Annotated in this window: 17 protein-coding genes; 6 read left to right on the top strand and 11 right to left on the bottom strand. The window is 64.7% G+C overall.

Annotation, left to right across the window (positions count from 1 at the left end; all coding sequences use genetic code 11):
* Positions 1 to 96 precede the first annotated feature (96 nt).
* Positions 97 to 1,062, top strand: a complete 966-nt coding sequence (locus tag B9Z01_RS04930) for a threo-3-hydroxy-L-aspartate ammonia-lyase (RefSeq protein ID WP_085481083.1) — start codon at positions 97 to 99, stop codon at positions 1,060 to 1,062.
* 80 nt (positions 1,063 to 1,142) lie between these two features.
* On the opposite strand, the gene B9Z01_RS04925 is transcribed toward B9Z01_RS04930, so the two are convergent.
* Together B9Z01_RS04925 and B9Z01_RS04920 are read right to left on the bottom strand one after the other, a co-directional pair.
* Positions 1,143 to 1,823 carry a LysE family translocator gene (locus B9Z01_RS04925; protein ID WP_085481082.1) on the bottom strand — a complete coding sequence of 227 codons (681 nt, stop codon included), beginning with the start codon at positions 1,821 to 1,823 and terminating at the stop codon, positions 1,143 to 1,145.
* Positions 1,824 to 1,869: 46 nt separating this feature from the next.
* Positions 1,870 to 3,438 (bottom strand): UbiD family decarboxylase, encoded by a 1,569-nt coding sequence (locus tag B9Z01_RS04920; RefSeq protein ID WP_085481081.1) that lies wholly within the window; start codon positions 3,436 to 3,438, stop codon positions 1,870 to 1,872.
* A 629-nt stretch (positions 3,439 to 4,067) separates the two neighbouring features.
* Here B9Z01_RS04920 and B9Z01_RS04915 point away from each other — a divergent pair.
* Complete coding sequence (locus tag B9Z01_RS04915) at positions 4,068 to 5,276, top strand: lytic transglycosylase domain-containing protein (protein ID WP_085481080.1); 1,209 nt, start codon at positions 4,068 to 4,070, stop codon at positions 5,274 to 5,276.
* Between the two features lie 207 nt (positions 5,277 to 5,483).
* Here the strand turns inward: B9Z01_RS04915 and B9Z01_RS04910 are convergent, their stop codons facing one another.
* The 8 genes from B9Z01_RS04910 to B9Z01_RS04875 form a co-directional block, all read right to left on the bottom strand.
* Entirely contained in the window at positions 5,484 to 6,680 is a 1,197-nt protein-coding gene (locus tag B9Z01_RS04910) for a pyridoxal phosphate-dependent aminotransferase (RefSeq protein ID WP_085481079.1), read from the bottom strand.
* A gap of 183 nt (positions 6,681 to 6,863) precedes the next feature.
* Positions 6,864 to 7,295 carry a transcription antitermination factor NusB gene (nusB, locus tag B9Z01_RS04905; RefSeq protein ID WP_085481078.1) on the bottom strand — a complete coding sequence of 144 codons (432 nt, stop codon included), beginning with the start codon at positions 7,293 to 7,295 and terminating at the stop codon, positions 6,864 to 6,866.
* On the bottom strand, positions 7,292 to 7,804 hold the full coding sequence (gene ribH / locus B9Z01_RS04900) for a 6,7-dimethyl-8-ribityllumazine synthase (RefSeq protein WP_085481077.1): 513 nt from the start codon (positions 7,802 to 7,804) through the stop codon (positions 7,292 to 7,294). Before ribH ends, nusB begins: the two co-directional genes overlap by 4 nt.
* Positions 7,805 to 7,852: 48 nt before the next feature.
* Complete coding sequence (ribBA, locus tag B9Z01_RS04895) at positions 7,853 to 8,986, bottom strand: bifunctional 3,4-dihydroxy-2-butanone-4-phosphate synthase/GTP cyclohydrolase II (RefSeq protein WP_085481076.1); 1,134 nt, start codon at positions 8,984 to 8,986, stop codon at positions 7,853 to 7,855.
* An 80-nt stretch (positions 8,987 to 9,066) separates the two neighbouring features.
* Entirely contained in the window at positions 9,067 to 9,705 is a 639-nt protein-coding gene (locus B9Z01_RS04890) for a riboflavin synthase (RefSeq protein WP_085481075.1), read from the bottom strand.
* A gap of 15 nt (positions 9,706 to 9,720) precedes the next feature.
* Positions 9,721 to 10,872 (bottom strand): bifunctional diaminohydroxyphosphoribosylaminopyrimidine deaminase/5-amino-6-(5-phosphoribosylamino)uracil reductase RibD, encoded by a 1,152-nt coding sequence (ribD, locus tag B9Z01_RS04885; protein ID WP_085481074.1) that lies wholly within the window; start codon positions 10,870 to 10,872, stop codon positions 9,721 to 9,723.
* Between the two features lie 50 nt (positions 10,873 to 10,922).
* Positions 10,923 to 12,206, bottom strand: a complete 1,284-nt coding sequence (gene hemL, locus B9Z01_RS04880; RefSeq protein ID WP_085481073.1) for a glutamate-1-semialdehyde 2,1-aminomutase — start codon at positions 12,204 to 12,206, stop codon at positions 10,923 to 10,925.
* 194 nt (positions 12,207 to 12,400) lie between these two features.
* Positions 12,401 to 12,931: a hypothetical protein gene (locus B9Z01_RS04875; RefSeq protein WP_085481072.1), complete on the bottom strand. Its 531-nt coding sequence runs from the start codon at positions 12,929 to 12,931 to the stop codon at positions 12,401 to 12,403.
* 332 nt (positions 12,932 to 13,263) lie between these two features.
* On the opposite strand from B9Z01_RS04875, the gene B9Z01_RS04870 reads away from it, so the two are divergent.
* Entirely contained in the window at positions 13,264 to 14,484 is a 1,221-nt protein-coding gene (locus tag B9Z01_RS04870) for a Bcr/CflA family multidrug efflux MFS transporter (protein ID WP_085481071.1), read from the top strand.
* A 238-nt stretch (positions 14,485 to 14,722) separates the two neighbouring features.
* Positions 14,723 to 14,953 (top strand): hypothetical protein, encoded by a 231-nt coding sequence (locus tag B9Z01_RS04865; RefSeq protein ID WP_085481070.1) that lies wholly within the window; start codon positions 14,723 to 14,725, stop codon positions 14,951 to 14,953.
* 81 nt (positions 14,954 to 15,034) lie between these two features.
* Here the strand turns inward: B9Z01_RS04865 and B9Z01_RS04860 are convergent, their stop codons facing one another.
* The gene (locus B9Z01_RS04860) at positions 15,035 to 15,670 is read right to left on the bottom strand and encodes a glutathione S-transferase family protein (protein WP_085481069.1); all 636 of its coding nucleotides are present in this window, start codon (positions 15,668 to 15,670) and stop codon (positions 15,035 to 15,037) included.
* A 296-nt stretch (positions 15,671 to 15,966) separates the two neighbouring features.
* On the opposite strand from B9Z01_RS04860, the gene B9Z01_RS04855 reads away from it, so the two are divergent.
* Positions 15,967 to 17,484, top strand: a complete 1,518-nt coding sequence (locus B9Z01_RS04855; protein WP_244195918.1) for an efflux transporter outer membrane subunit — start codon at positions 15,967 to 15,969, stop codon at positions 17,482 to 17,484.
* Positions 17,485 to 17,559: 75 nt separating this feature from the next.
* Positions 17,560 to 18,777, top strand: coding sequence for an efflux RND transporter periplasmic adaptor subunit (locus B9Z01_RS04850; RefSeq protein ID WP_085481067.1), 1,218 nt, complete (start codon positions 17,560 to 17,562; stop codon positions 18,775 to 18,777).

The following is an 18,777-nucleotide window of genomic DNA, read 5'->3' as shown; positions in this document are numbered from 1 at the left end:
TTCGCTTTCACGCTCGCGGTAGCCTGAGCGCCGTTCCAAAGCATCGGCGAAGCTGGGAGAATGGCTGTTTCGCCATCGCTCAGGAGAGTTTCGCCGATGCAAGCGCTTCCCGCTCCCACTTTCGATGACGTTCTCGACGCCGCCGCGCGTCTCGAGGGCGTCGCGCACCGTACCCCCGTTCTCACGTCGAGCACGTTCAATGAGCGCACGGGCGCGTCCGTGTTCTTCAAGTGCGAAAATTTCCAGCGCATGGGCGCCTTCAAGTTTCGCGGCGCGTACAACGCGATCTCGCATTTCGACGCGGAGCAGCGCAAAGCGGGGGTGCTGACCTATTCGTCCGGCAATCATGCGCAGGCAATCGCGTTGTCGGCGCGCCTCGCGGGCATCCACGCGACGATCGTCATGCCGCACGATGCGCCCGAGGCCAAGGTCGCCGCGACGAAGGGCTATGGCGGTGAAGTGATCACCTACGACCGCTACAAGGAGAACCGCGAGGAGATCGGCCGGCGGCTCGCCGAAGAGCGCGGCATGACGCTGATCCCGCCGTACGATCATCCGCATGTGATTGCCGGGCAGGGCACCGCGGTGAAAGAGCTGATCGACGAGACCGGGTCGCTCGATATGCTGTTCGTGTGCCTTGGCGGCGGCGGGCTGATTGGCGGCAGCGCGTTGTCGGCGGCGGCGCTGAGCCCCGCATGCGCCGTGATCGGCGTGGAGCCGGAGGCGGGCAACGACGGCCAGCAATCGCTTGCGCGCGGCGAGATCGTGCATATCGACACGCCGCGCACGATTGCCGATGGCGCCGCGTCCACGCATCTCGGCAACTACACGTTTGCGATCATCCGCGAGCTGGTCACGCGGATCGAAACGGTCAGCGACGCGCAACTGATCGAAACGATGCGCTTTTTCGCGCAGCGCATGAAGATCGTCGTGGAGCCCACCGGTTGCCTCGCCGCGGCGGCGGTGATGAATAGCATCGTGCCGGTGAAGGGCAAGCGCGTCGGGGTGGTGGTGAGCGGCGGCAATGTCGATCTGCCGAAGCTTGCGCAGTATCTCGCGTAAGCGCCTGGGCCGAATTCGCCTGAAGGAAAAGCGGCTCGCCGAGGCGAGCCGCTTTCTTTTTGCCTGTTAGCTTTCCGCTTTCAGCTCGTCACGTGCGCCGCGCCTTGCACGATCAGATCGTGATATCCGTTGACGATCACGCTGTACGAGAAATACGCGAACAGCAGTGCCGACAGCACATGGCACGCGCGCAGTAAACCGGCGCCGGCGCGCTTGCGGCCGTGGCTACCGAGCCCGCAGATAAAGAGCGTCCAGCACAGGCCGCCGAGAAAGAAGCCGCCGAGGAAGACCAGCGCGGTCTTCGGGCTCGTCGCTCCCGCTTTCGCGATCAACGCGCCGCCAACGGCCGCGAACCACAGAATCGCCGAGGGCGACGACACCGCGAGCAGCACGCCGCGCAGAAAACCGCGCCACGCGGACAAATGCGGCGCGTTGACATCGCCTTCGCCGGCGACGGCGGGCGCCGTGGCCGGGAACATCGCTTCACGCGCCATCTTCCACGTGAGAAAGAGCAGGATTGCCGCGCCGCCGATCCACACGACCCAGCGCACCGATTCGAACTGCAGCAGCGCGGCCATGCCCGCGAGCGCGAGCGCCGCATAAATGAGGTCGCCGACGCACGAACCGAGGCCGAGCCAGAAGCCCGGCCGGAAGCCGTGCGACAGCGTCAGCGAAATGATCGCGACATTAACGAGACCGATGTCGAGGCACAGCGACAACGACAGAAAAAAGCCGTCCGACATCATTGAGAAGGCGTGCATCCGGGCTACCGCTCCATCCGTTATTGATTTTTTTATCAGGCGAACGTTACAGGCCCAACTCGTTCCACAAACGATCCACGCGCTGCTTGACCGCCTCGTCCATGACGATCGGGCGGCCCCATTCGCGGTCGGTTTCGCCGGGCCACTTGTTGGTCGCGTCGAGCCCCATCTTCGAGCCGAGCCCGGCCACCGGCGACGCGAAATCGAGATAGTCGATCGGTGTGCGATCGACGAGCACCGTGTCGCGCGTCGGATCGACACGCGTCGTGATCGCCCAGATCACTTCCTTCCAGTCGCGGATATTGACGTCCTCATCGACGACGACGATGAACTTCGTATACATGAACTGCCGCAAGAAGCTCCACACGCCGAACATCACGCGCTTGGCGTGGCCGGGGTAGCTCTTCCTCATCTGCACGATCGCCATGCGGTAGCTGCAGCCTTCAGGCGGCAGGTAGAAGTCCGTGATTTCGGTGAACTGCTTCTGCAGCAGCGGCACGAACACCTCGTTCAGCGCGACGCCGAGCACGGCCGGCTCGTCGGGCGGTTTGCCGGTGTAGGTGGAGTGGTAGATCGCGTCGCGGCGCATCGTGATGCGCTCGACCGTGAAGACGGGGAACCACTCCTGCTCGTTGTAGTAACCGGTGTGGTCGCCATACGGGCCTTCGAGCGCATGTTCATACATGGCCGACGCGCCCTTCGAGGGGCGCGGCGGCGCCCCGGCGGGCGCAGGCGAGGGCGCGCCCTCCTGCGGATAGATGAAGCCTTCGAGCACGATCTCGGCGCGCGCGGGCACCTGCAAGCCGTCGACGCCCGGCGTGACGCATTTCGCCAGCTCGGTGCGGCCACCGCGCAGCAGCCCGGCGAACTGGTATTCGGACAACGTGTCGGGCACTGGCGTGACTGCGCCGAGGATCGTGGCCGGATCCGCGCCGAGCACCACAGCGACCGGATAGGGCTTGCCGGGATTCTTCAGCGCGAACTCGCGGAAGTCGAGCGCGCCGCCGCGATGCGCGAGCCAGCGCATGATCAGTTTGTTACGGCCGATCAGTTGCTGGCGATATATCCCTAAGTTTTGTCGGCTCTTGTTCGGGCCTTTCGTGACGGTCAGGCCCCATGTAATGAGCGGTCCGGCGTCGCCCGGCCAGCAGGTCTGGATCGGCAGGCGGGCGAGGTCGACATCGGCGCCTTCCCAGACGATTTCCTGGCAGGGCGGCGCGCTCACTGTCTTCGGCGCCATGTCCCACACTGCCTTCGCGAGCGACAACAGCTTGCCGGCGTCCTTGAGTCCCTTCGGCGGCTCCGGTTCCTTCAGCGCGGACAGCAGCCGCCCCACGTCGCGCAACGACTCGAACGCCGCGGTGTCGCCAACGCCTGCCTGCGCATCGATCCCCATGCCGAGCGCGACGCGGCGCGGCGTGCCGAACAGATTGCCGAGCACCGGGAACGCATGCTGTTCGGTGTTCTCGAACAGCAAGGCCGGGCCGCCCGCACGCAGCACACGGTCGCACAGTTCGGTCATTTCGAGATTCGGCGACACCTTTTGCGGGATACGGCGAAGTTCACCGATCGTTTCCAGGCGGCCGACGAAATCGCGCAGGTCTTTGTATTTCATCTGTGACGGTTCAGGGGCCGCATGAGCGGCGGGTAAGCGGTGGATCGAACTACGACGATCGGAAAAAAGGACGGCGCGGCCGGGTTGCGGGGCGCCGAATCGATTGTCGATTTTACCTGCGTTGGTGAGCGCACGTAGATCGGCCAAATGTCATAAGCGTGACGACCAAGGTTTGATCGCTCAAAACGTGCATTCCGCATGGTTTCCGGGCAACTGAACACTGTTCATAATTACAAATAGTTATAAATTTGACATTCTATAGTGTTGACGATCTATAAAACGGTGCATAAAATCCGTCCACATTGGTTGAAGGGCGTTAACCTTTTTACCGCCGCCCTCGGTTTCTTAAGACGCAACGCGTCACCGTTTCCACTCCCAGCAGGGTACGAACGGCCTTATGAAGTCCTCGCCAGCGTCCATAGGCGCTGGTTTTTCGCGTGGGAGCCACGCCTGCATGCTTAGAGTGTGCGGGCTGTTTTTTGAGATGGCTCCTCACCAACGGTATTTGCCGTTTTCCCGACGTCGCTGCTGGCCAACCAGACAAGCACGCGATGTCCTGACTCTGCGAACACGTAGTGTCGCCTGTTCATCGGGCGGGGTTCGCGGATCATGCAAGATGGGAGATCTGAATGAGCGCCTGGTTATCGTGGCGTCCCGATGAGCGCATTGCACAAGTTGTACGCGGTGCGCTGCGGCGCGGGACGCGACTAAGTCATCATCTGTTCAGCATTGTCGGCGGTATCGCCGTGGTGCTGGCTCTCGCACTGTGGCTGATGCCAGCCTGGCGTGGCGTGCTCGCCGCGCGGCTGATGCCGGTTATTTCCGCCGCCGTGCAGGCGGGCCCCGTGCGCCTGCTGCAAGGCAATCCGCTGCCGTCCATTGCACCGGCCGGAGCCGCGGGCTCGTCCTCCGACGAATTACAGTCGGCCAATTCGCTGAGCAATACCGACAGCGCGAACGACGGCAGCACGACTTTTACTTCGGGCAACACCAGCTTCAACGGCGCTTTCGACAACCCCGCCGGCTCGGCTGACTCCGTCGGCATGGGCGTCGCGGCGCTGAACGGTCTCGATCCGCGCACGATGCAAAGCGTCAGCGCGCTCGCGCGCCTGATTCCGTCGCAACGCGTGTCCGCCGATGCGCGCGACGACCGCGTGCTCGTGTCAAGCCGCGAGCAGGACCTGGTCGCGTCGTATATCGCACGGCGTTATCGCGTCGCTCAGGAGCCCGTCAGCGAGCTCGTGAAGGCCGCGTTCGACACCGGCCGCGAAGTCGGCCTCGACCCGCTTCTGCTGCTGTCCGTGATGGCGATCGAATCGGGCTTCAATCCGTATGCCGAAAGCGGCGTCGGCGCACAAGGCCTGATGCAGGTGATGTCGAAGGTGCATTCGGACAAGTTCCAGTACTTCGGCGGCCAGAGCGCGGCGCTCGAACCGCTCGCGAACATCAAGGTCGGCGCGCTCGTGCTGAAGGATTGCATCGCGCGCGGCGGTTCGTTGCCGGGCGGCCTTCGCCTCTACGTCGGCTCGACCTCGCAGGACGACGGCGGCTACGGCGCCAAGGTGATGGCCGAGCGCGGCCGTCTGCGCGATGTCGCGCACGGCCGCAAGGTGCCGATCAATGCGCCGCAGGCACCGGTTCTGACCGCGTCGGCCAATCCGGCTCCGGCAGCAGCAGCCAGCGGCAGCGGTACCGGCAAGCGGGTGCAGGTGACGTTGCAGAGCGGCCATGCGCTGAGCTCGGCGACGCCGGCGGTACATACGCAGCCGGACGATCAGGACGACGCGAGTTCCAATGCGACGCGGCATGTGGCGTCGGCTTCGGATCTGGGGGCCTGAGGGCGGTACTTCTGAAGTTCCCACCTCGAGGTCGTACCTCGCTAGCAAATGAAAAAAGGACACTTCGCAGTGTCCTTTTTTTCGTCTGGCTGCTCGTTTGTCGTTGGGGTATGTCGCAGCGCGCTTTAGCGATCCCGAGGCGGCTGTTGAAAAGCGGCCGGGTGGCACGCGTCAGCGCCGCTGGGGCTTCTCATTCCCGCCGTGGGATCAATGCCGCCCGAACAGCTTCGCCAAGCGTTCGACCGCTTCCTCGAGCTTCGGATACGCGGTCGCATACGACAGCCGGATGTACTCCTTCGGCGCGTGCGTGCCGAAATCCATGCCCGGCACCAGCACGACGCCGGCATCGTGCAGCATCGCCTTCGTGAGCGCCGCGCTGTCGCCGGCCGCTGGGTGCGCGACGCCGCGGCAGTCGGCATACACATAGAACGCGCCGTCGGGCATCACCGGCACCGAGAAGCCGAGCGATTCAAGCGCCGGTGCGATGAAGTCGCGCCGGCGCTTGAATTCGAGGCGCCGCGCTTCGTAGATTGCGATCGTCTCCGGCTCGAAGCAGGCGAGCGCCGCGTGCTGCGCGAGCGCCGACGCGCAGATGAACAGGTTCTGCGCGAGCTTTTCGAGCGCGCCGACCATCTCGGGCGGCACGACGAGCCAGCCGAGGCGCCAGCCGGTCATGTTGAAGTACTTCGAGAAGCTGTTGACGGTGATGACATCGTCGCCGAACGACAGCGCCGACACCGGCTTCGCGTCGTAGCTCAGGCCCTGGTAGATCTCGTCGACGATCGTGAAGCCGCCGCGCGCCCTGACGGCCTTGACGATGCGTTCGAGCTCGGCGGGTTCGATCGACGTGCCGGTCGGGTTCGACGGCGAAGCGAGCAGCACGCCGCGGGTGCGCTCGCCCCACAGGCGCTCGACATCGGCGGCGGTCAGCTGGAAACGCTCGGCCGGGCCGCTCGGCACCATCACCGGCTTGCCTTCGGCCGCGATCACGAAATGGCGGTTGCACGGATAGCACGGGTCGGGCATCAGCACTTCGTCGTCGCGATCGACGAGCGCCGCGCACGCAAGCAGCAGCGCAGCGGAGGCGCCCGCGGTAACGACGATCCGCGCCGGATCGACGTCGATGCCGTAAAACCCGGCGTAGTGCGCGGAAATCGCGTCGCGCAGCGCGTGCAGGCCGAGCGCGCTCGTGTACTGCGTGACACCGCGGCGCAGCGCGCTCGCGGCCGCCTCGATGACCGGCTCGGGCGCGGTGAAATCGGGCTCGCCGATTCCCATGTGAATGATGTCGCGTCCTTCGCGCTCGAGAAGCGCGGCCTCCTTGGCCAATTCCATCACGTAGAAAGGCTGGATGGCGTCGACGCGCGCAGCGAGCCGCACGAGAGGTTCGGTCACGGAGTTCATACAGTCAGATCCAGTTCAGAAGCAGAAGCAGAAGCAGAAGCGGGACGGCGCCAGCACATGAAATGATGCGCTCATGCATTCATTGATGTGCGCAGCGGTGTCCTTGCGGGCGGTAGGGGTGCTTCGCCCGGTGCAGGGCGGCGCATGAGAGCCATGTGACACACGGCTTCATGCGCGCTGTGCTCAGCCCTTGCGGGCTGCCGTTTCGGTGGCGCGCAGTTGCGCCGCGAGCTTGTCGAGCACGCCGTTCACGTACTTGTAGCCGTCCGAGCCGCCGAACGTCTTCGTCAATTCGACCGCTTCGTTGATGACGACGCGGTACGGAATGTCGACGTGATTCTTCAGTTCGAACGCGGCCACGAGCAGCACCGCGCGCTCGACCGGCGAGAGCTGCTCGATCGGACGATCGAGGCACGGTGCGATCGCGGCTGAGAGCGCCTCCGAATCGCGCATCACGCCATGCAGAATCGCTTCGAGATGCTCGTGGTCGGCCTTGTCGTAACCCTGCGCGCCGCGCAGTTGCGCGTCGATCTCACCGCCGGGCGAGCCCGACAGCAGCCACTGGTAAAGCCCCTGCGTGGCCAGTTCGCGGGAGCGTCGGCGTGCGCTCTTCATGCCTCTTCCTCGTCGTCTTCGTCTTCTTCATCGTCGTCGTCACCGCCGAGCTGCTCGAGCGCAACCGCGAGATTAGCCATTTCCACGGCCACGCGCGCGGCGTCGCGACCCTTCTCGGTCATGCGGGCGACGGCTTGCTCGTCGTTTTCGGTGGTCAGCACCGCGTTCGCAACCGGAATGCCGAAGTCGAGGCCGATACGCGTGATGCCCGCGCCGCTTTCGTTCGAGACCAGCTCGAAGTGGTACGTTTCGCCGCGAATCACGGCGCCGAGCGCGATGAGCGCATCGAATTGCGCGCTTTCCGCGAGCTTTTGCAGCGCGAGCGGGATTTCCAGCGCGCCCGGCACGGTGACGAGCAGCACGTCTTCGCCGGACACGCCGAGGCGTTCGAGTTCTTCGATGCAGGAGTCCGCGAGGCCGTTGCAGACGGGTTCGTTAAAACGCGCCTGGACGATGCCGATGCGCAGTCCGTCGCCGTCGAGATTCGGTTGGTATTGTCCGATTTCCATGTGAATTCCGTAGTGGATGAGTGGGCGCGAGGCGCGCGGATGGTGGGATCAGCCTTGCGGAACCTGGGCGGCGCTGCCGGGCATCGGCACGAAGCCCGTGACTTCGAGGCCGTAACCCGACATGCTGCCGAGCTTGCGCGGGTTCGACAGCACCTGCATCTTGCCGACGCCGAGTTCGCGCAGAATCTGCGCGCCGATGCCGTACGTCTTGAAGTCGACGGGCCGGCGCTTGAGCGCGTCGGCTTTTTCCTTCGAGTCGAACGCCTTGAAGACGTCGATCAGATGGTCTTTCGAGTCGCCGCAGTTCAGCAGCACGATCACGCCGAGGTCGCGCTCGGCGATCTCTTTCATCGCCGCGTCAAGCGTCCACGAATGGGTCGATTCGCCGACTTCGAGCAGATCGAGCACCGATAGCGGCTCGTGCACGCGCACGAGCGTGTCGTGCTCGGGCTGGGGCGTGCCGCGCACGAGCGCGATGTGCGGCTGGCCGCTCGGCTGGTCGAGGTACATGACCGCGCGGAATGCGCCGTGCGCGGTCTGCATGGTGCGTTCGCAGATGCGCTCGACGATCGACTCGGTGCGGCTGCGATAGTGGATCAGATCCGCGATCGTGCCGATTTTCAGGCTGTGCTCTTTCGCGAATTCCATCAGGTCGGGCAGGCGCGCCATCGTGCCGTCGTCCTTGATGATTTCGCAGATCACGGCGGCGGGCGTCAGGCCCGCGAGCGCGGTGAAGTCGCAGCCGGCCTCGGTGTGGCCGGCGCGCACCAGCACGCCGCCGGGCTGGGCCATGATCGGGAAGATGTGGCCCGGCTGCACGATGTGCTCGGCGCGGGCTTCCGGCGCGACCGCGGCGGCGACCGTGCGGGCGCGGTCGGCGGCCGAAATGCCGGTGGTCACGCCTTCGGCCGCTTCGATGCTGACCGTGAACGCGGTGCCGTACTGCGTGCCGTTGCGGTAGGTCATGAGCGGCAGGTTCAGCAGCTTGCAGCGTTCCTGCGTCAGCGTCAGGCAGATCAGGCCGCGGCCATAGCGGGCCATGAAATTGATCGCTTCCGGCGTGACAAACTCGGCGGCGATCACGAGGTCGCCCTCGTTTTCGCGGTCTTCTTCGTCGACGAGGATCACCATCCGGCCGGCTTTCAGTTCGGCGATGATCTCTTGGGTGGAGGCGAGCGTCATGTTGGCGAGATTTTCGGGAAAGCGCGTATTTTACGCCACGCGCGGGCCCAAGTCGCCTGCGCCGGACGACATGGGCCGGTTTATTCCAGCGGCCTGTTACTGCTTTCCATCCCCGCCGACAACATCCGCTCCACATACCGCGCAATCAGATCGATCTCGAGATTCACCCTGACGCCTTCCCGCAGATGCTTGAGCGCGGTCACCTGCACGGTGTGCGGAATCAGGTTGATCGAAAACTCGCAGCCATCTTCGCGATCCTCGACTGAATTCACGGTGAGGCTCACTCCGTTGACCGTAATCGAGCCTTTATACGCGAGGTAGCGCCCGATCTCACGCGGCGCGAGCACGCGCAACTCGTGCGATTCGCCGACCGGCGCGAAACGCGTCACCGTGCCGAGTCCGTCGACGTGTCCCGAAACGATATGTCCGCCGAGCCGATCATGCGCGCGCAGCGCCTTCTCGAGATTGACCTCGCCGGTTTCGCCAAGACCCACCGTGCGGTTCAGGCTTTCGCGCGACACGTCGACCTCGAACGAATGGCCGGTCTTCGCGACCACCGTCATGCAGGCGCCCTGGATCGTGATGCTGTCGCCGAGCTGCACGTCGGCGAGGTCGAGCCCGCCGGCCTCGACGTTCAGGCGCACGCCCGCGTCGTCGCCGCTGCCGAGCGGCTTGACTGATTCGATGCGGCCCACTGCCGCGACGATTCCTGTAAACATCGTGCTAGTCCTCGATCATTTCGAAACGGAGGGAGCCGCGTGATCGGCCCCGGGTACGGTGTGCGGCGCGAAGCGCGCGAGAATCCGCAGATCGTCGCCGATCCGCTCGATCGTGTGGAAATTCAGTTTGAGGCGATCTTCAAGCATGTCGGGCGCGGCGAGATTGAACATGCTCATCGAATCCATGCCGAGCAGGCTCGGCGCGAGATACACGAGCAGTTCGTCGACGCAGCCTTCACGCAGGAGCGAGCCGTTCAGCTTGTAGCCCGCCTCGACGTGCAATTCGTTCACGCTGCGCTCGCCGAGCACGTTGAGCAACTGAGGCAGATCGACCTTGCCCGCCTCGTTCGGCAGCGGCACGATTTCGGCGCCGCGATCGCGCAGCGCGCTCGCGCGCTCGGCGAGACGATGATCGAGAACGCCGCAGAAAATCAGCGTCGGCGCGCCGGCCAGGATCTGCGCATCGGGGGGCACCTCGAGCTGGCTGTCGATCAGCACGCGTTGCGGCTGGCGCGGCGTATCGACGGCGCGCACGGTCATGCGCGGATTGTCCTCGCGCACGGTGCCGATGCCGGTCAGGATCGCCGAGGCGCGCGCGCGCCACGCATGGCCGTCGGCGCGCGCGGCCGCGCTCGTGATCCACTGGCTTTGGCCCGAGGGCAAACCGGTGCGGCCGTCGAGCGAAGCTGCAACCTTCATGCGCACCCACGGACGACCGCGCGTCATGCGCGACACGAAGCCGATGTTCAGTTCCTGCGCTTCGTGCGCGAGCAGCCCGCAGCGCACTTCGATGCCGGCGTCGCGCAGCATGGCGAGACCGCGGCCGGAGACCTGCGGGTTCGGATCTTCCATCGCCGCGATCACGCGGCCGATCTGCGCGTCGATGAGCGCGTTCGCGCACGGCGGCGTGCGGCCGAAGTGGCTGCACGGTTCGAGCGTCACGTAGGCGGTGGCGCCACGCAGGTCGTGGCCGCGCGAGCGCGCGTCCTTCAGCGCGCGAATCTCGGCATGGTCCTGGCCGGCCGGCTGCGTAAAGCCTTCGCCGATCACCTCGCCATTCCTGACGAGCACGCAGCCGACGCGCGGGTTCGGGTCGGTCGTGTACATGCCGCGCTTCGCGAGTGCGAGCGCGCGTTCCATGTGGACAAAATCGGTTTGCGAAAACATCGGTGTCCGTTGTAGTGCGGTAGCGGGGCCTGGCGGCCTCAGGTCCTGATTCAGCCCTTCAGCGAGGCGAACGCGCCGCGCGCGGCGTCGATCGTCGCGTCGATCACCGCGTCGTCGTGCGCGATCGACACGAAGCCCGCCTCGTACGCGGACGGCGCGAAGTACACGCCCGCGTCGAGCATCTTGTGAAAGAACGCGTTAAAGCGCGGCACGTCGCTCTGCGTGACTTCGGCGAAGCTCGCCGGGACCGCTTCGCTGAAGTAGAGGCCGAACATGCCGCCGATCGAATCGGCCGCGAACGGCACGCCTGCTTCGCGCGCGGCATGCGCGAGGCCCTGCGCGAGACGCGCGGTGCGCGCGGTGAGCGTGTCGTAGAAGCCGGGCGCCTGAATCAGTTGCAGCGTTTTCAGGCCGGCCGCGACCGCGATCGGGTTGCCTGACAGCGTACCCGCCTGATAGACGCCGCCGAGCGGCGCGAGGTGAGCCATGATGTCGCGGCGTCCGCCGAAGGCCGCCGCCGGCATGCCGCCGCCGATCACCTTGCCGAGGCACGTGAGGTCCGGCGTGATGCCGTAGACCTGCTGCGCGCCGCCGAGGGCGACACGGAAGCCGCACATCACTTCGTCGAAAATCAGCACCGAGCCGTATTCGCTGCACAGCCGCCGCAGCGCCTGCAGGAATTCGGGCGTGGCGCGCACGAGGTTCATGTTGCCCGCGACCGGCTCGACGATCACCGAGGCGATCTCGTTGCCGAACGCCTTGAACGCTTCTTCGAGCGCGGCGACGTTGTTGTATTCGAGGACCGTGGTGTGCTTCGCGATGTCGGCCGGCACGCCCGCCGAAGTCGGGTTGCCGAAGGTCAGCAGGCCCGAGCCGGCCTTCACGAGCAGGCTGTCCGCGTGGCCGTGATAGCAGCCCTCGAACTTGACGATGCGGCTGCGGTTCGTGAAGCCGCGCGCGAGACGCAGCGCGCTCATGGTCGCTTCGGTGCCGCTCGACACCATGCGCACCTGTTCGATCGACGGCACCAGCTTGCAGATTTCCTCGGCGATCTCGACTTCGGATTCGGTCGGCGCACCGAACGAAAAGCCCTTCGCGAGCACGCGCTGAACCGCTTCGAGCACTTCGGGATGCACGTGGCCGAGGATCATCGGCCCCCACGAGCCGATGTAGTCGGTATAGCGCTGGCCGTCCGCGTCCCAGAAATACGGGCCTTGCGCGCGCTCGATGAAGCGCGGCGTGCCGCCGACGGAGCGAAAGGCTCGCACCGGCGAGTTCACGCCGCCGGGAATGGTGCCTTGCGCGCGTTCGAAGAGGGTTTCGTTTCTGGACATGGCGATGGCTGGAATAGCTGGAATTGGGGGTTGCACAGCGGCGCAAACGGCCTGCGGGTCATTCCCGCGGGCGATTCGCGCGATGCTGGGATAGGTGGGGAAATTGTACCGGAGTCGGCGTCGGCGGGCTGCGCGGACGGCCCTGGCGGTTGTGTGTCGTCGGGCTTCGACAGGCTTCGGCGCGTGCGCTTCGCTCAACCTTCCGGCGTGCGTTTGGCCGCGGCCGCATGAGCCGTCACCTTCGACGATCGAGTCGGCCCAGCTGGAGCATCGAGCTTCGGCGGCTTGCGCTTGCCGGTCAGTTCGGTCCAGCGCTTTTCGAGCGCGCCCTCGGCAATCGGCTTGATGATCGTGCCCGAACTCTGCGCATCCCATGTCTGGACCGAGAACGGATGCACGCGCAACTGGTCGCGCGGAATCACCGGCGCCTCGTGCGCGTCCACGAGCCAGTCGTACACGAAGTCGATGCACAGCCGGTAGCCGCGTTTCGTGGACGGGTCGGGGACCTCGTAGGGCGCGCGCGTCACGTAGCCGGAGCCGAAAATGCCCTTCGGCTCCTGAGCCACGCGATGCAGAAACACGCGGTCGCCGGGCAGGATGCCGCGCGCAAAGCCGCAGCCCCACACGTCGGTCACCGCGACACCGGCGGCAACGCGTTTCGCGATGTCGGGCAACTCGGGCCACGGCCATTTCTTGGGGCTCCAGATCAGCAGGAAGGCGGTCATGGCAGACTCGAAACAGGGTGGAGGGAAGGGTGTTGCGCGGTGCTTCGCGCGTGACTTCGCTGCGCGCCGCGATGCGCGCTCCGATGCGTGGCCGGGCATGCAGGCGGCAGCTTAACCGATCGGCGGCGCACCTGCCCCGGATGGGTGTTGTCACTGGAAGAGCCATCGCGGTCGCTGTGACCGTTGCGTTCGAATGTCTGCAAGCCACGCAGCCACGCGAGCGGGCCCGGTCCCCGAACCGTCGCGTACAATCGGGTCCGTCAGGCTGTTGTCACCTCCGCTTTTCCCGTTCCGCTGCCGATGCCGGCGCGGCGTTTCATCCGGATTTCCCCATGTCTCACGTCGCCAAACGCCGGCCCGATGGCCGGCTGATCCTGTTGCTCGGTGCGCTTGCCGCATGCGGGCCGATTTCTGTCGACATGTATCTGCCGAGCCTGCCGACCATCGCGCAGGCTTTCGCAGTCAGCACCGCCGCCGCGCAATCGACGCTCACGAGCTTCATGGCCGGCTTCTCGATCGGCATGTTGCTTTATGGCCCGCTGTCGGATGCGTATGGACGCCGGCCGGTGCTGCTCGGCGGCATTGTCATGTATGCGCTCGCGAGCATCGCGTGCGCGCTGTCGTTCTCGATCGGCTCGCTCGTCTCGTTCCGCTTCGTGCAGGCGTTGGGCGCGGGCGCGGCTTCGGTGCTCGCGCGGGCGATTGCCCGCGATGCGCACGAACCGGCCGATGCCGCCCGCGTGCTGTCGATGATCGCGATCGTCACCTCGATCGGCCCGCTTCTCGCACCGCTGATCGGCGGACAGTTGCTGTTGCTCGGCGGCTGGCGGACCGTCTTCGTCGTGCTGACGCTGTTCGGCAGCGTGTGCGCGGTAACGGCGTTCCTCAAGGTGCCGGAAACGTGGCCGCGCGAGAAGCGGGCGCAGTCGGCGCTGCTCAAGTCGTTCGGCGCGTATGGCACGTTGCTGCGGGATCCGGTCGCGTGGGGACACATGCTGTGCGGCGGCATGGCGTTCGCGTCGATGTTCGCGTACATCACGGCGACGCCGTTCGTGTACATCGAGTATTTCCACGTGTCGGCGCAGCATTACGGGTTTCTCTTCGCGCTGAACATCGTCGGCATCATGTTCGGCAATTACATGAACACGCGGCTCGTCGGCCGGCTCGGTTCGCTGCCGATCATCTCGTTCGCGGCGACCGTGAGCTTCGTGGCGTCGCTGTTCGTCTGCGTCGTCTCGCTGACGGGTTGGGGCGGCTTGTGGTCGATCGTGTTTGGTCTGTTCTTCGTGGTCGGCGTGGTGGGATTGTTGTCCGCCAATTGCACGACCGATCTGATGCACCGCTATCCGCTCAACGCCGGCGCCGCGGCGGCCGTGTTCGGCGCGGTGCAGCTCGCGCTCGGCGCGTTGTCGAGCGTCGCGGTCGGCCTGTGGCAGGACGGCTCGCCGCAAGGGATGGGCATCGTGGTCGGTGTCGCGGGAACCTTGTGCTACGTCGGGCGGATTCTCGTGACCCGCTGGCATGGGACGAAGACGCCCGTCGCGGCTGCTTAAAGGTTGCGTAAAGGGTTGCGGGGTTGCGTGAGGGTTGCCTGGGAGCGCTGTGCGGACCGTGGGAGCGCGGCGGGAGAGCGACGTGAGAGCAGCGTGCGCACGCTCCCGCTCTTGTGCTACCAGCCGCGTGTGACGCGCGAGCGCGCATCTACGGAAAACACCTGGTGTTGCGCGCACGCCACCGTGTGCTTCAGGTTGCGTTGCTATGATGAAGTCACTGTTCCTCGGAGCGGCAATCATGGCGATCAGAGATCTGATGTACGGCGAGCGGCAACAGGCTGCCTTCGCCGAAGCGCAAAAGCTCGCTGACAGCGGCGCTTATCACGATTACACGGACGTCGAATACGTGTTGCGCTTTGATTATGGTTTGACCGATGTATCGGCTTTGCTCGATGGGCAGTTGATGCATCGCGATCTGAATCGCCGTTGCGCCGATGCGCGCGAGAAGCTGGAGATGGCCGACGTGTGAGGGCGGCGCGATCAGACCGACGAACTTGTGCGATCTCGTCCGCGTATCGCGCTAAAAGTTGCTTCCGCCCATTTAGTCCATTTAACCCAGATCGTCCAGCTTGACGGCAAAGCCGCGTTGCACGCCGGGACGCTCGAACAAGGTCCCGTACCAGCGTTTAACGTTCGGGAAGTCGTCGAGCGAGACCTGGTGACGCTCGTGCCGCCACGCCCAGCCGAGAATCGCAAAATCCGCCACGGATAGCTCACCGGCGACGAATTCAACGTCGGCAAGCCGCCGGTCCAGCACACCGTAGAGGCGACGCGTTTCGTCCGAATAGCGCTTGAGCCCGTAACGCCGATCGGCCTCCGGCTCGACCATGCGAAAGTGATGCACCTGGCCCGGCATCGGACCGAAGCCGCCCATTTGCCACATCAGCCATTCGATGACCTGCACGCGCTCGCGCAAGTTTTCGGGCAAAAACTTTCCTGTTTTCTCGCCCAGATAAAGCAGGATTGCGCCGGATTCAAAAACGCTAATGGGTTGACCATCGGGTCCATCGGAGTCGACGATCGCCGGAATACGGTTGTTCGGGCTGATACGCAGGAAATCGGGCTCGTGTTGTTCGCCCTTCGAGAGGTTGACCCTCCTGACGGTGTACGGCAAATTCATCTCTTCGAGCGCGACGCTAATCTTGCGGCCATTAGGCGTATTCCAGGTGTACAAGGTGATTGTCATTTAATGCGGTCCATTTCGAAAGGACGGGTCGTTGTAGTCATGCTGTAATTGAATAAGTAATCCTGATAAATCAATGAAAATAGTTGTGCCAACGATATGATCAGTTAGCGTTTGTAATCACGATCCAGATTGATATTTATTTCTAAGGTAGTTAAATATACAGGGTATTTTCCGTCTCGTTGTCGTACTGCCGATCTGGTGAACAGGGGAATTGCGTGCAGAGTAATTCGCAGACCTTGGAGTTCGCTTACGAAGGTAATACACGCTCTCAATCGCGACGTGTGATGAAGTGTGGAATGGCGATTGTCATCGCCATGTCCCTTGCCGCGTGCATGGTCGGTCCGGATTATCGCAGGCCCGAAGTCCAGGTGCCCGAAGGATTCAAGGAGGGCGTGGACTGGCAGCGCGCGCAGGCGAATCCACAGGCCGCGATCTCCAGCACGTGGTGGCGCATGTATGGCGACGACAAGCTCAATGGTCTCGTCGAGCAGGCGTTGCGGGCCAACCAGTCCATCGTGGCGGCGGAAGCCGCTTATCGGGTCGCGCTCGCGACCGTGGAGGCAAACCGGGCAGGTCTGTTTCCGACCGTCACTGCCGGGCTGTCCGGTGGCCGCGCTGGCGGCAACCTCGGAGGGCTCCAGGGACTCGGTTCTGGCACGTCGTCCCCGCCGAGCAACAGCGTCGTTGTTAGCGGTACCGTCAGTTGGGAACTGGACCTGTGGGGACAGATACGGCGCCAGATCGAAGCGGCGAAAGCGAATGCCCAATCGTCGGATGCGCAGCTCGCGGGCGAGCGCATCTCGATCGCGGCCAGCGTCGCGACCGACTATTTCCAGCTGCGCCAGGCCGACGTCAACATACGCATGTTGACGGAGCAACAGGACATCTACGGCCGGATTCTCGTGATGACGCAGATCGGTTTCAAAGAAGGCCAGGCGTCCGGCGACGACGTGCTCAACGCGCAGGAGAACCTGCAGACGGTGATCGCCGACCTGCAGACGATCGAAATCTCACGGGAACAGAACGAGCACGCGATCGCCGTGCTGACCGGCACGCCGCCGGGGGCGTTTTCCATCGCGCCCGATCCGGACTACAAGTTCGTTTCGCCTGACGTGCCGCCGGCGCTTCCTTCGCAACTGCTCGAGCGGCGCTATGACGTGGTGAGCGCCGAACGCACGGCGGCGGCGGCCAACGCGAGCATTGGCGTTGCCGAAGCCGCGTTTTTCCCGACGCTGACGCTCTCCGCCGAGGGCGGTTTCGCGCACAACACGTTCGCGCATCTTTTCTCGTTGCCGAGCCGCTTCTGGACGCTCGGCCCCGATCTCGCGGGAACACTGTTCGACGGCGGCGAGCGCACGGCGGCGGTACACGGAGCGCGCGCGACCTATGACGAAGACGTCGCGAACTACCGGAACACGGTGCTGACAGCGTTCCAGAGCGTGGAGGACAGCCTGTCGTCGATGAATCACCTGCGAGCGCAGGCAGAGGCGTTCGCAGGCGTGTATGACAACAGTAGTCGGCTGTTTGCAAGCCAGCAGGCGCAATTCAATGCCGGCGCGGCCAGCGAGCAGAACGTGCTGACGCAACGGCTGACGTTGATCCAGGCGGAAGAAAGCCTGCGTGACACGCAGGCACAGCTCGCCGAAAGCAACGTGCTTCTCGTCAAGAATCTGGGCGGTGGATGGCAACGCGATGACGCCAACGTGGCATCGGCGCCATCGGCACCATCGGCCGCTTCAATGCCTGCTTCATCCGGTTCGTTGCCCGTTCCGGATGCGGTAGTCCAACCTGCCGCGCAACCCTCCGCGGACTGACTCGCATGCAGTTTCGTACGATCCGGCAAATCGCGTAGCCTGCGTGCGCTGGCCTCAAGCAAGAACGGAGTTTTCATGAAGTCACGCCCTCAGCGCGCGTCGCTGTCGTACCTGTGCCTGATCATGCTCGCCGCCTGCTCGAAAAGCGTGCCGCCGCCCCCGCCGCCGCAGGTCGCGGTGGTCAAGGTGCAATCGCAGTCGGCGCCGCTCGAGCGCCAGTTCGTCGGACGGCTTTCGGCCTACTACAGCGCGAACGTCACGGCCCGCGTGTCGGGCGTGCTGCTGCGGCGTACGTACACCGAAGGCTCTCAGGTGCGCGCAGGTCAGCTACTGTTCGAGATCGATCCGGCGTTTTACCGTGCGCAACTCGATAACGACCTCGCGGTGCTGGCCCAGGATCAGGCCACTTATGTCAACGATCGCATCACCGCCGCCCGCAACCGCAAGCTGCTGCCGGTCGGCTCGGTCTCGCAGCAGACCGTCGACAACTCCGATGCCGCCGAGCGCAGCGCCGCAGCCAAAGTGAAGGCCGACGAGGCCGCTGTCGAGAGCGCGCGGATTTCGCTGAACTACACGTATGTGACCTCGCCGATCAGCGGCATCGCCGGACAGCAACAGGCGACGGCGGGCGCGGTGGTCGGCACCAGCACCTCCGACACGGGCGGCAGCGGCACGCTGCTGACCACGGTCCAGCAGATCGACCGGATGTACGTCAACTTCACGATCAGCTCGTCCGAACTGGCGACGCTGCAGCAGTCCGAGAGCAACGGCTCGGTCGAACTGCTGCAGCAGAAACATACCTCGGTGCAGATCGGACTACCCAACCATACGTCTTACGGCACCGACGGCACGCTCGACTTCTCCGACGTGTCGGTGAATGCGGCGACCGGCGCGATCAATATGCGGGCGCTCGTCGCGAACCCGCAGCGGCGTCTGCTGCCCGGCATGTATGTGACGCTGACCGTCAATTTTGGCCGTCAGAACAACGTGTTCCTGATTCCGCAGCAGGCGTTGCAGCGCGATACCGTCGGCGGCTACGTGCTGGTGGTCGGCGCGGACGGCAAGGTGGTGCGCAAGGATGTCGAGGCGCACGATAGCCTTGGCAACGACTGGATCGTGACGCACGGGCTGGCGGACGGCGACGAGATCATCGTGACGGGCGTGCAGATGGCGAAGGAAGGGGCGCCGGCGAAAACCGTCGCATGGCAGCCGCCCGCGGCGGCGCCGGCGTCCGATTCCGCAGCGTCAGCGTCAGCGGCTCCGGCTTCGGCCTCTGCCGGCAAGGCGGAATAG

Source organism: Paraburkholderia susongensis, from assembly GCF_900177725.1.
GTDB lineage: Bacteria > Pseudomonadota > Gammaproteobacteria > Burkholderiales > Burkholderiaceae > Paraburkholderia > Paraburkholderia susongensis.
The sequence above is the reverse complement of the archived record's forward strand: the minus strand, read 5'-3'. Positions and strand labels throughout refer to the sequence as shown.

What these genes read in the sequence shown, in the direction of transcription:
- B9Z01_RS04930 (WP_085481083.1), top strand. Translation starts at nt 97, where the DNA reads ATGCAAGCGCTTCCCGCTCCCACTTTCGATGACGTTCTCGACGCCGCC.
- B9Z01_RS04925 (WP_085481082.1), bottom strand. Translation starts at nt 1,823, where the DNA reads ATGCACGCCTTCTCAATGATGTCGGACGGCTTTTTTCTGTCGTTGTCG.
- B9Z01_RS04920 (WP_085481081.1), bottom strand. Translation starts at nt 3,438, where the DNA reads ATGAAATACAAAGACCTGCGCGATTTCGTCGGCCGCCTGGAAACGATC.
- B9Z01_RS04915 (WP_085481080.1), top strand. Translation starts at nt 4,068, where the DNA reads ATGAGCGCCTGGTTATCGTGGCGTCCCGATGAGCGCATTGCACAAGTT.
- B9Z01_RS04910 (WP_085481079.1), bottom strand. Translation starts at nt 6,680, where the DNA reads ATGAACTCCGTGACCGAACCTCTCGTGCGGCTCGCTGCGCGCGTCGAC.
- nusB (WP_085481078.1), bottom strand. Translation starts at nt 7,295, where the DNA reads ATGAAGAGCGCACGCCGACGCTCCCGCGAACTGGCCACGCAGGGGCTT.
- ribH (WP_085481077.1), bottom strand. Translation starts at nt 7,804, where the DNA reads ATGGAAATCGGACAATACCAACCGAATCTCGACGGCGACGGACTGCGC.
- ribBA (WP_085481076.1), bottom strand. Translation starts at nt 8,986, where the DNA reads ATGACGCTCGCCTCCACCCAAGAGATCATCGCCGAACTGAAAGCCGGC.
- B9Z01_RS04890 (WP_085481075.1), bottom strand. Translation starts at nt 9,705, where the DNA reads ATGTTTACAGGAATCGTCGCGGCAGTGGGCCGCATCGAATCAGTCAAG.
- ribD (WP_085481074.1), bottom strand. Translation starts at nt 10,872, where the DNA reads ATGTTTTCGCAAACCGATTTTGTCCACATGGAACGCGCGCTCGCACTC.
- hemL (WP_085481073.1), bottom strand. Translation starts at nt 12,206, where the DNA reads ATGTCCAGAAACGAAACCCTCTTCGAACGCGCGCAAGGCACCATTCCC.
- B9Z01_RS04875 (WP_085481072.1), bottom strand. Translation starts at nt 12,931, where the DNA reads ATGACCGCCTTCCTGCTGATCTGGAGCCCCAAGAAATGGCCGTGGCCC.
- B9Z01_RS04870 (WP_085481071.1), top strand. Translation starts at nt 13,264, where the DNA reads ATGTCTCACGTCGCCAAACGCCGGCCCGATGGCCGGCTGATCCTGTTG.
- B9Z01_RS04865 (WP_085481070.1), top strand. Translation starts at nt 14,723, where the DNA reads ATGGCGATCAGAGATCTGATGTACGGCGAGCGGCAACAGGCTGCCTTC.
- B9Z01_RS04860 (WP_085481069.1), bottom strand. Translation starts at nt 15,670, where the DNA reads ATGACAATCACCTTGTACACCTGGAATACGCCTAATGGCCGCAAGATT.
- B9Z01_RS04855 (WP_244195918.1), top strand. Translation starts at nt 15,967, where the DNA reads ATGGCGATTGTCATCGCCATGTCCCTTGCCGCGTGCATGGTCGGTCCG.
- B9Z01_RS04850 (WP_085481067.1), top strand. Translation starts at nt 17,560, where the DNA reads ATGAAGTCACGCCCTCAGCGCGCGTCGCTGTCGTACCTGTGCCTGATC.